General features: G+C 58.4%; 12 protein-coding genes. 3 read left to right on the plus strand and 9 right to left on the minus strand.

Going from position 1 to position 10,059, the window contains the following annotated elements:
- Positions 1–29: 29 nt before the first annotated feature.
- On the minus strand, positions 30–839 hold the full coding sequence (locus CHB75_RS11685; RefSeq protein WP_089270727.1) for an ABC transporter permease: 810 nt from the start codon (positions 837–839) through the stop codon (positions 30–32).
- Between the two features lie 120 nt (positions 840–959).
- Between CHB75_RS11685 and CHB75_RS11690 the strand changes: the two genes are divergently transcribed.
- Positions 960–1,574, plus strand: coding sequence for a GcrA family cell cycle regulator (locus CHB75_RS11690; RefSeq protein WP_089270728.1), 615 nt, complete (start codon positions 960–962; stop codon positions 1,572–1,574).
- A gap of 124 nt (positions 1,575–1,698) precedes the next feature.
- Here CHB75_RS11690 and CHB75_RS11695 read toward each other — a convergent pair whose 3' ends face one another.
- Both CHB75_RS11695 and CHB75_RS11700 read right to left on the minus strand, forming a co-directional pair.
- The gene (locus CHB75_RS11695; RefSeq protein WP_089270729.1) at positions 1,699–2,007 is read right to left on the minus strand and encodes a hypothetical protein; all 309 of its coding nucleotides are present in this window, start codon (positions 2,005–2,007) and stop codon (positions 1,699–1,701) included.
- Positions 2,008–2,016: 9 nt separating this feature from the next.
- On the minus strand, positions 2,017–2,787 hold the full coding sequence (locus CHB75_RS11700; RefSeq protein WP_089270730.1) for a hypothetical protein: 771 nt from the start codon (positions 2,785–2,787) through the stop codon (positions 2,017–2,019).
- Between the two features lie 469 nt (positions 2,788–3,256).
- Between CHB75_RS11700 and rimO the strand changes: the two genes are divergently transcribed.
- The gene (gene rimO, locus CHB75_RS11705; RefSeq protein ID WP_089270731.1) at positions 3,257–4,633 is read left to right on the plus strand and encodes a 30S ribosomal protein S12 methylthiotransferase RimO; all 1,377 of its coding nucleotides are present in this window, start codon (positions 3,257–3,259) and stop codon (positions 4,631–4,633) included.
- A gap of 467 nt (positions 4,634–5,100) precedes the next feature.
- On the opposite strand, the gene CHB75_RS11710 is transcribed toward rimO, so the two are convergent.
- Positions 5,101–5,964 (minus strand): helix-turn-helix transcriptional regulator, encoded by an 864-nt coding sequence (locus CHB75_RS11710; protein ID WP_089270732.1) that lies wholly within the window; start codon positions 5,962–5,964, stop codon positions 5,101–5,103.
- Between the two features lie 197 nt (positions 5,965–6,161).
- Between CHB75_RS11710 and CHB75_RS11715 the strand changes: the two genes are divergently transcribed.
- On the plus strand, positions 6,162–6,758 hold the full coding sequence (locus CHB75_RS11715) for a thymidine kinase (RefSeq protein WP_089270733.1): 597 nt from the start codon (positions 6,162–6,164) through the stop codon (positions 6,756–6,758).
- Between the two features lie 13 nt (positions 6,759–6,771).
- On the opposite strand, the gene CHB75_RS11720 is transcribed toward CHB75_RS11715, so the two are convergent.
- The 5 genes from CHB75_RS11720 to CHB75_RS11740 all read right to left on the minus strand — a co-directional run bounded on the left by CHB75_RS11720 (position 6,772) and on the right by CHB75_RS11740 (position 9,650).
- Entirely contained in the window at positions 6,772–7,164 is a 393-nt protein-coding gene (locus CHB75_RS11720) for a rhodanese-like domain-containing protein (RefSeq protein ID WP_089270734.1), read from the minus strand.
- A 78-nt stretch (positions 7,165–7,242) separates the two neighbouring features.
- Entirely contained in the window at positions 7,243–7,581 is a 339-nt protein-coding gene (locus CHB75_RS11725; protein ID WP_089270735.1) for a tRNA-binding protein, read from the minus strand.
- The gene (gene proC, locus CHB75_RS11730) at positions 7,574–8,386 is read right to left on the minus strand and encodes a pyrroline-5-carboxylate reductase (RefSeq protein ID WP_089270736.1); all 813 of its coding nucleotides are present in this window, start codon (positions 8,384–8,386) and stop codon (positions 7,574–7,576) included. The genes CHB75_RS11725 and proC overlap by 8 nt, the downstream gene beginning before the upstream one ends.
- Positions 8,387–8,466: 80 nt before the next feature.
- The gene (locus CHB75_RS11735) at positions 8,467–8,967 is read right to left on the minus strand and encodes a type III secretion system chaperone family protein (protein ID WP_089270737.1); all 501 of its coding nucleotides are present in this window, start codon (positions 8,965–8,967) and stop codon (positions 8,467–8,469) included.
- 230 nt (positions 8,968–9,197) lie between these two features.
- The gene (locus CHB75_RS11740) at positions 9,198–9,650 is read right to left on the minus strand and encodes a hypothetical protein (protein ID WP_141135103.1); all 453 of its coding nucleotides are present in this window, start codon (positions 9,648–9,650) and stop codon (positions 9,198–9,200) included.
- Positions 9,651–10,059: the final 409 nt, after the last annotated feature.

The raw sequence follows: 10,059 nt of genomic DNA on the forward strand, positions 1-10,059 counted from the left end.
GGGCAGGGGGGCAGTCACGCCCCCTGCCGTCATGCCTTCAGCCGATACCCGGTGCGAAACATCTGCCAGGCCACGGCCAGGATCGCCAGCGTCGCACCAAAGGCCACGCAGAACCCCAGCAAAGGCGATGAATCCGAAACCCCGATCAGCCCGTAGCGCACCCCGTCGATAAGGTAGAATATCGGGTTCAGATGGGTGATCTCGCGCAGGACCGGCGGCATCGCCTCGACCGAATAAAACGTGCCCGACAGGAACGCCAAAGGTGTCACGATAAAGTTGGTGATCGCCGCCATCTGGTCGAACTTGTTGGCATAGATCCCCGCCAGCATCCCCAGCGCCGACATGAATGCCGCGCCCAGAACCACGAACACCAGCGCCACCAGCGGATGCGCCGGCATGATCCCCAGCACGACCCCCAGCACCGCCGCCAGCGCCACCGCCACGAACAGCCCGCGCGCAACGCCCCCCGCCAGATACCCCAGCACCAGCTCGCCGCCGCTCAGCGGTGGCATCAGCGTGTCGACGATATTGCCCTGCACCTTGGAAATCACGATGGACGACGATGTATTCGCAAACGCATTCTGAATCACCGTCATCATCAGGATGCCGGGTGCGATGAACGTGGTGAAGGACACCCCCATCACATCCCCCCTCTGCGGCCCGATCGCGATGGTGAAAATCAGCAGAAACAGCCCCGCCGTCACCAACGGCGCCAGCAGCGTTTGCGTCCAGACCGCACTGAACCGCATGACTTCGCGCCGCGCCAGCGTATACAGCCCCAGCCAGTTGACCCGGCCAAAACGCCGCGTTCCCTGCGAAAAAGGCGCGTTTTCGTGCATATCGTGGTCTCCTGTTGCCTGCGCCCGCTTGTAACTCGGGTTGGAGTGATTAGAATAGAACCTCATACGGAATTTTCAGGCGGCCCGCCAGCGTGGCCGCTTTTTCACTAAGGAACTCCCATGTCCTGGACCGACGAACGCGTAGAACAGCTCAAGAAGATGTGGGGCGAAGGCCAGTCCGCCAGCCAGATCGCCAAAGAGCTGGGCGGAGTGACCCGCAACGCGGTGATCGGCAAGGTGCACCGCCTGGGCCTGTCCAACCGCGTGGGTGCAGCCCCCGCTGGCGATACGCCCCCCCCGGCCGCACCCCCCGAGGTTGAGGCACGCCCCAAACCCGCCGCCGCCGCGCCCAAGCCCGAGGCCAAGCCGAAGGCCCCGGTGATCAAGACCGAAAGCGCGCGCCCCGTGCCGCCCGAACCGGTGCTGGAAACCAAATCGGCCCAGCCCCCGGCGCGCCGCGCGATTATTCCCGCCGGTCAGCCCCTGCCGCCGCAGCCTTCGGCAAACGAGATCAGCCCAGAGGCACTCGCCAAGGTCAACGAGGTCGAGAAGAAGGCCAAGAAGATTTCACTCATGGAGCTGACCGAGCGGACCTGCAAATGGCCCGTCGGTGACCCCGCGACCGAACACTTCTGGTTCTGCGGCCTGCCCGTGCAACAGGGCAAACCCTACTGCGAAGCCCACGTCGGCGTCGCCTTCCAACCCATGTCAGCCCGCCGCGACCGCCGCCGCTAATCCGCAGGCCAAACCCGATCCCTACACCAAAGGGTGCGCATCCCCTGCGCACCCTTTTTCATTGCGCGTGGCCCGACGCCCCGCCCGCCTACAAAAAAACGGAGCCCACTTCCGGGGTTTTCTGTTATTCGTCATCCACAGCTGCATGATTGGTGAGCTGTTTCAGCTCGGCTTGCTGGGCTCTGACGCTTTCAATCATTTCAATGAGCCGAGTATTCTCGTCTGCATGTTGCTGTATTTCAGCAATAATGGCCTGATTGTGTTCACCTTCCACTATGTCCTCTGGCTCTGAGCGAGGCGGGATGAAATCAACATCTCCGCCCTTCTTGTAGAAGTTGAAATATTTTTCGATAGATTTTCGCAGAGCATTATCAACTTCCTGCTCTATGATATGGGGAACTGCTGCTTTTATTTGCTCCAGCGTGTCATCCACACCGGTTGCCTAGACTGTAGTTTGTTGCTCTATCAGCGCATCCTCAATTACCTTGTTTAGACGCTTCTTCTGTCGAAGGTCTTCGATGTCGTTAGCGATGCTCAAATATTCATTAGCAATTCGTCCCGCGTTTTTGGCTATCACTGCAAGAATCATCGTAACGCTGGCAATCGTTCCAAGGGTTAGAATGACCGAACCATTGCTGGCCCCTACGACCTTGACAGTCTGAGGCGTTTCGCCCACTGCCATCGCCGCGCCGCGGGAGATGTCGTACCAGTCACCAATCCATTTTCTCAATAATGCTACGTCATCGACCCCAGCACCGTCTTTAAAGCGGACTCGGATCAGCGGTAGATCGACTAGCTCGCCTTCATCGCTATACTTCTCGAGGCCCAGCTCTCTTAATTGCGCCCTAGCTTGATCAAACTTTGTCTGGATAGTGTTCAAGGCTCTGAACGCTTCGCCGATGTCAGAAGCCGCAGATGCCGGATCAAACTGACTGGTTTGCACAGTTTTAGTTACGAAAAGCGCCCCCTGATGACCCAGATATTGCAGAGCTTCTAAGGATTGAAGCAAATCAAGCTCTTCATTGGTGAGAAGATCGAATTGCATCGCATCCAGATCTTTAATTAGCCCTTCCAGCTCGTCACGAAGCGGCTCTTTCTGCGGCTGGGATGCGTTATGGTCTAACTTTTTCTTGAGCGCATTGTATCGCTTGTTGATGTTTGGAATTACGTCCAAATACCAGTCAGCAACATTGATAACTTGCGAGACTTCCACCGAACACCTCTCCAAAACGAATGCATGGAGACGCTACAAGTTGTGGCTGCATGGGGCAACGGCAACATTGCGGCGCTAGCCCGAACACGTTCGGCGAATGCACATGAGTCCGCCTCTTTGGCAATTGGCCTCTGTAAAGGTAGCCGTGGAACGAATGACGAGTCAGGACTGGCGTCGCCCTTACAATGTATTGGCCTGACGGAAGGACAATTTCGCACACCTGACACTGCATGTAACGACAGGCGCGGAACTTGCCCATCAGAGCACCAGAAAGACCGTTGCGGAGGACTCGAACGCTCGGGCAAACACCAGCACCGTCCGCTGCAGGACCAAACCGCCACAGCCATACGCCAGCCATACGCTTTCCATACGCAAACCATACGGGGTCCATACGGCGGTTTTTGCGCCTCCCGACCGGGCAGACACAACAAACCCTTTCCGACCCCGTGCGCTGTCGTTATGAGGGGCAATGTCCCAGAACCCGCCGAATCTGCGCCCCGATCTCGCCCCCAAAGCCACCCTGCCGTCTGACCGACGCGCGGGCCAGCCCTCCATTGGCATGGTCTCGCTCGGTTGTCCCAAGGCGCTGGTCGACAGTGAACGCATCCTCACCAGACTGCGTGCCGAAGGGTATGGAATCTCTGCCGATTACGCCGGTGCAGATGCGGTGATCGTCAACACCTGCGGCTTTCTCGACAGCGCCAAGGCCGAAAGCCTTGAGGCGATCGGAGAGGCGCTGGCCGAAAATGGTCGTGTGATTGTAACGGGTTGCCTAGGGGCCGAGCCTGACTACATCCGCGAACATCACCCCCGCATCCTCGCCGTGACGGGTCCGCATCAGTACGAACAGGTGCTCGATGCCGTGCACATCGCCGTGCCGCCGTCGCCCGATCCGTTCATTGATCTGATGCCTGCGGCGGGTGTGAAACTGACCCCGCGCCACTACAGCTACCTCAAGATTTCCGAGGGCTGTAACCACAAATGCAAGTTCTGCATCATCCCCGACATGCGCGGCCGCCTGCAATCCCGCCCCCAACGCGCCGTCCTGCGCGAGGCGGAAAAGCTGGTCGAGTCGGGCGTTAAGGAACTGCTGGTCATCTCCCAGGACACCTCAGCCTACGGCACCGACTGGAAAGACCGCACAACCAAGGCCCCCATCCTCGACCTCACCCGCGAATTGGGCCAGCTCGGCGCATGGGTCCGGATGCATTATGTTTATCCTTATCCGCATGTTAGGGACCTCATCCCGCTGATGGCGGCACAGTCGAGCAACGGCGGGCGCATCCTGCCATACCTCGATATTCCCTTCCAGCATGCGCATCCCGACACGCTGAAACGCATGGCACGCCCCGCTGCCGCCGCCCGTACCCTGGACGAAATCATCGCCTGGCGGGACGTCTGCCCGGACATCACACTTCGTTCCACGTTCATCGTCGGCTACCCCGGCGAAACCGAGGATGAATTCCAGACCCTGCTGGATTGGCTGGACGAGGCGCAATTGGATCGTGTCGGTTGTTTCCAGTACGAAAACGTCGCGGGTGCCCGTTCCAACGCGCTGCCCGACCACGTGCCTGCCGAGCTGAAGCAAGAACGCTGGGACCGTTTCATGGAAAAGGCACAAGCCATTTCCGAGGCGAAACTGGCCGCCAAGGTCGGCACCCGGCAGCAGGTGATCGTCGATCTGGTCGAAGACGATGCCGCCACCTGCCGCACCATGTCCGATGCACCGGAAATCGACGGCAACCTGTTCATCGATACCGGTCATGAGACGCTCAAGCCCGGAGACATAGTGACGGTCGAGGTGGATGAGGCTGGTGAATATGACCTTTGGGGTCGGCTTGTCTGATCCGATGTGGCGATCCTTGACCGACTCATGTGGGAAAGACTAAAAAGTTAACAAAATCGCCCCTGCTGTTAATTTATGACCTGTCATAAATAGCAGGAAAATCGGCTAAACCTGCAAGTATTATCCGTGCGATGCACCGCGTCGATTGCAAGCTGACAGCAGACAAAAGCCGTATTCTGATGTACACTGTTCCCATTGGGTCGGCCCGTTATCCGGGGGAATCCGAAGCATGCCGACAGCACCGAAACAGGTTCCGATCCGCATATCCACCTGAAAAGAGGGTCGTTTCTGCGAAGTGTACAAACTTTGTGACATCGCATGATGTCTAGCAAATTTTTGCGACGAACATTTAAATACTTCAGGATGTCGCCCTATGGCGGCATCCTTTTTCCTGTTGCGATTGAGTGCTTGGCTGACCCAGAAGCTGGCCCCGCGTTGCTGGGGCGAGGTCAGCCCATTGTGTTCAGCTAAGCGCCAGACCGCGCATCGTCCATCTCGATCAGTATCTCGTCCTCACTGGGTCCGGGCCGATTCAACGGATCTGGCAGAACGCCCAGTGACATGGCCAGCGCTGCCAGTTCGGCGCGCGACCTCGCGTCGGTATTCTGCATCAGTGCGTTCATTCTTTGCCGCACTGCCGAGATCGAGATACCAAGCTGAGCCGCGATCGCCTTGTCCTGCAAGCCGAGTCCCAGCAGTTCCAGTAGTTCTAGCTGTTTATCAGTGATGTGGTTGCGTTCACTGAATTCCTGTTTGAAATGATACAGATAACGCTGATGTCCCATTAGCGCCGCAGCGTTCAGCGTCCAGCCGTGGGCGCGAATGATGGCCAGCATCTCGCGCCGGGAATGGTCCCCGGAAAAGGTGATCATCGCGGCCTGAGGGGGCGCATTCTGACGCAGGGGAATCGAAAAACCAGCGCGTAGCCCATGCGAAGCGGCCATCCGGAGCACATCGATCCGTTTTTTGGGAATGTGGTGGTATTCATCGACAAATTCGATCCCCGTCATCACGGGCGTAAGATAATGCATCGCATGATTTCGGAAATAGGACCAACGCCAGATCTCGGGGTCTTCATTGGCTGTATTCAGCCAGGTCGCGTCGTAGGAGGTGCGGATGAACAGGGTTTTTTTCCAGTCCCGATAGGACGAGGCTGAGATGAAATCGATAAACGGCAGTTGCACTTCACGTCCAAGCGCGACGATCAGACACCAGACTTCTGTGGAATGCCGTGTATTTTCAATGTTCTGCACGAACCTTTGAAGCAGTTCGGGAACATAACATTCCGCATCGGCGAGAGGCCGAGGTTCCAAATTTGGGATGTCACGCAAGTGCGCCCCCCGGCTGCGGTTTGATATTCAGATTACCCGCGATAAACCGCATCACCACCTCTTTTGCACGCACCGGCCCGAAAAATCAGATGGGCGGCAAGGCTACCCTAAGGGAAAGTTCGTGATTTGTCAGTGCGGATTATCATGGCACTGTCAGGGGCTTGCCAAGCTGTGGCGCTCCCGGCATGACGTGCTCCATGGCAAAGCTCTATTTCCACTACTCGACGATGAATGCGGGGAAATCCACCCTGCTGCTGCAGGCCGCGCACAATTACCACGAGCGCGGTATGGTGCCCTTTCTTCTGACTGCGGCTGTGGACAGCCGTGCCGGGCCCGGGCGCATCGCGTCCCGCATCGGGCTTGGCCGCGAGGCTGAAACCTTTGCACCCGACACCGATCTTTTTGCCCGGATGAAAGCGGAAAGTGCGCAGCGCGACATTGCCTGCATCTTTGTGGACGAGGCACAGTTCCTGACGCCCGATCAGGTCTGGCAGTTGGCCCGGGTGGCGGACGATCTGGGCGTGCCGGTGATGTGTTATGGCCTACGCGTGGATTTTCGTGGTGAGTTGTTTCCGGGCTCGGCGACGCTATTGGCGCTGGCGGACGATCTGCGCGAGGTGCGTACAATCTGCCACTGCGGGCGCAAGGCCACGATGGTGGTGCGGCAGGATGAGACGGGGCAGGTGCTGACCTCGGGGGCGCAGGTTCAGATTGGTGGGAATGAAACCTATCTGCCGCTCTGCCGCCGCCATTGGCGCGCAGCCCTGGGCGAAGAGACTGGTCCCAAGGCGTAGGCCCTTCTGGATGCTACTTCGCCGCCACGTCCTCTATCGGTAGACCGGCGTCGCGCCAGGCGCTGAACCCGCCACCCAGATGTGACACTTTTTTCAACCCCATGTCCTGCGCCGTCTTGGCGGACAGGGCAGAGCGCCAGCCACTGGCACAATAAAAGACGAATTGCACATCCTCGGCAAAGATCGGTTTGTGGTAGGGTGACGCCGGGTCGATCCAGAATTCCAGCATGCCGCGCGGGCAATGGAAGGCCCCGGGAATACGACCTTCACGTTCCAGCTCGCGCCGGTCGCGCAGGTCGATGAACCGCACACCTTTTGCCCCATGACGGTCAGAGGCGATGCTCGCATCCAGCGTCACAATCTCGGCCTCTGCCGCGGCGATCATGTCTTTGACGTTCAATGTCATGCTGCGTCCTTTCACTCTACCAAGACTTGCTTTCATCACGGCAATGGCGATGCGTGATACCCGCGTCCATGGGTTAGGTCAGTGCATCCGCCCGCCCAGTGGCACATCCAGATCGGGGCTGAGCAGCACCACAGCCCCCGCGTCATCAGCCACCCCCAGCACCAGCACTTCGGACATGAACCTCCCGATCTGGCGGGGCGGGAAATTGACCACGGCCATCACCCGTTTTCCGATCAGAGTTTCAGGGGAATAATGCACCGTCACCTGGGCCGAGGTCTTGCGCTCTCCGATCTCGGGGCCAAAGTCGATCCACATCTTGATCGCGGGTTTGCGGGCTTCGGGAAAGGGTTCGGCGCGCACCACCTGACCCACGCGGATATCAACCTTCAGGAAGTCGTCAAACGTAATCTCAGCCACTTGCCAGCTCCTTTGATCGAGCAGCCGCCGCCCGCACGACCGCCTTCATCAGCGGCGGCAACCCGTTGGTTTCGTCCATCAATACTTCTAACCCGGCCTGCGTGGTGCCATTCGGGCTCGTCACGTTCTTGCGCAACTGGCCGGGGTCTTCGCCGGTCATCGCCAGCTGTCCCGCCCCCGCCACCGTGGCACGCGCGAGCTGCAGTGCCAGTTCGGGCGCCAGCCCTTCGGCCACACCCGCCGCCGCCATGCATTCGATCATGTGGAACACATAGGCCGGGCCTGATCCGCTGACGCCGGTGACCGCGTCCATCTGGCTCTCGTCCTCAAGGCGCACAACCTCGCCCACCGCGCTCAGCAACTCCTCGGCGGCATCCAGATCGGTCGAGGTCACATGCGCATTGCCGATGATCGCCGTGATCCCGCGCCCCACCGCGGCGGGGGTGTTTGGCATCGCGCGGATCACCGGAGTGTCGCCGCCCAGCATGCGTTCGTAGGTCGAGATCGGGATGCCCGCGGCGACCGACAGGAACACTGTGCTGCCGTTGCCCAAAGCCTGAAGCGAGGGCAGGGCATCGGCCATCATCTGTGGCTTGACCGCAATCAACACAACAGCGGGGTTCTCAGGCATGCCTTCGTTCAGATGAACGCCCTGCGCTGTCAGCCAGTCGCCGGGATGCGGATCCGTGACCCAAACCGACGTCTTTGGCAGCCCGCGGCCCAGCCAGCCTTCGAGCATGGCCGACCCCATCTTGCCACATCCCAGAAGCACCAGCCCCCGCTTTGCGATTTCGCTGTCCTGCATGATGTCGTCCTCGGTTTTCGGTTGCCTAAATGGAAAAGGACCGGTCGCCCGATCCTTTTCACGCGCGTCAGGGAGGAGAATTACGCGCGCCCGTAAGCTTCTGCAATGGCGACCTGAAGCGCCTGGTGGGGCGTCTGGTCCGAATAGACCATCAACTGGAAAGCCGGATAATACCGCTCGGCGCTCATGACGGCGGCGCTGATCATCGTGTCAATCTGCTCGGGTGTGGCGACCTGACCGCCGGTCAAAACCAGACCGTAGCGGTAGACCATAAGTTTTTGTTCAGCCCAAAATGTAAAGGCGCCAGCCCAGCACTGATCGTTCACGGCGTTGAGGCCTTCGAAAAGGTCGCCCATCCGCTCCGCCGGCGGCTCCATCTCAAAGGTGCATATCAGCCGGAGCGTTTCATCATATGCCGACCAGGCGAGAGTGATCGAATAGGTGCGCCACTGGCCTTCGACAGCCATGGCGATCTGATCGTCGGCGACACGATCAAAGTCCCAGTCGTGATGCTCGGCCAGATGTTCGACGATGTCGATTGGGTGAATGTCATCTTCAAGATACTGCTCGGACAATGCCATGGCGCCACCTCTTTTGATTTGCTTAGCGCCGGGCTCAGGCAGCGTCCCAAGCGCTAGGTGCCTGCTCAAGTAACAGCGGGGTCATCCGCCATCCTCACTACATATGGTGCCTGCGTGCGCAGGTATGTGTAAAGCTAAATTTCCGTGAACGCTGCAATAAGTTGTGGATGAATGTAGCGTGACACGCAAAATTGCAGAGTTTGACACGGATTTTTACAGCAAACGTGTTTTCAGGCTAGGCAGAGCACGTCACCCCCGACAGGACGTTTCCCGCCCCGGTCCATCCAGCTAGGTTTAATCGTGCCCTCTCGACTCATGTCCATCAACACATCACCAATTTCAGTACGCGTCAGGAATTTTTTCTCCTGAACCTTCGCGGCAAGCTGGATGAACTCGATCCCATTTGTCTCGGCATCCAAAAGCGATGCCACCAACTTTGATGCTGTGAGCCTGTGCTCTTGCCGAGCGCGAAGATAGGGGCCGCGATACTCCATGGTCTCTTCCAGGCAGTCGAAGAGATCAGGGCCAGTTTTCTTCTGGGTCTTTTTAAACTGCGTTTGATCGTGGCTTGAAAGCGCTTTGAACTCTGCCCTCCTCATTACATCCATCCCCTCAGGGTGGTTGGTTCCATATGCCAGACTAAAATGGATCTCATTTCGATCGGGGTTATAGATTGGGGACATCCCCGCGAACCTGTACCCGAGTTCGGTGCGCATCATTTCAAGATATTCGGCCTCCACACGCTCTATCGTGATTTCGGACTGAAGAAGTTTCCGGGCACGTGCTTCGCCTACCAGACCTGTAAGAGCATGCTCCCGGCCACTATGGTCCCCACTGACAAATCGTTCGATAAACGATCTCATAAAGTTGACGATTATCTCGCTAGAACGGTTTCTGAATTGAGCTAACGCTGCGGGAGGAAAACCCGTGTAGCCTGTAGGATCTACAAAAAGCAGTTGAAACCGGTGGTTCGCTGCTTGCCTTATCGCCACGGCGTGGCATTGTTGCAGAACTCACGCCTGAGGCATGACTTCCCCTTACCCCGCTGGCGTTATGCCACGCGAATGATCTCGGCAGTGCCGAGGGCATTGA

The sequence above is a fragment of the Puniceibacterium sediminis genome (genome assembly GCF_900188035.1).
GTDB lineage: Bacteria > Pseudomonadota > Alphaproteobacteria > Rhodobacterales > Rhodobacteraceae > Puniceibacterium > Puniceibacterium sediminis.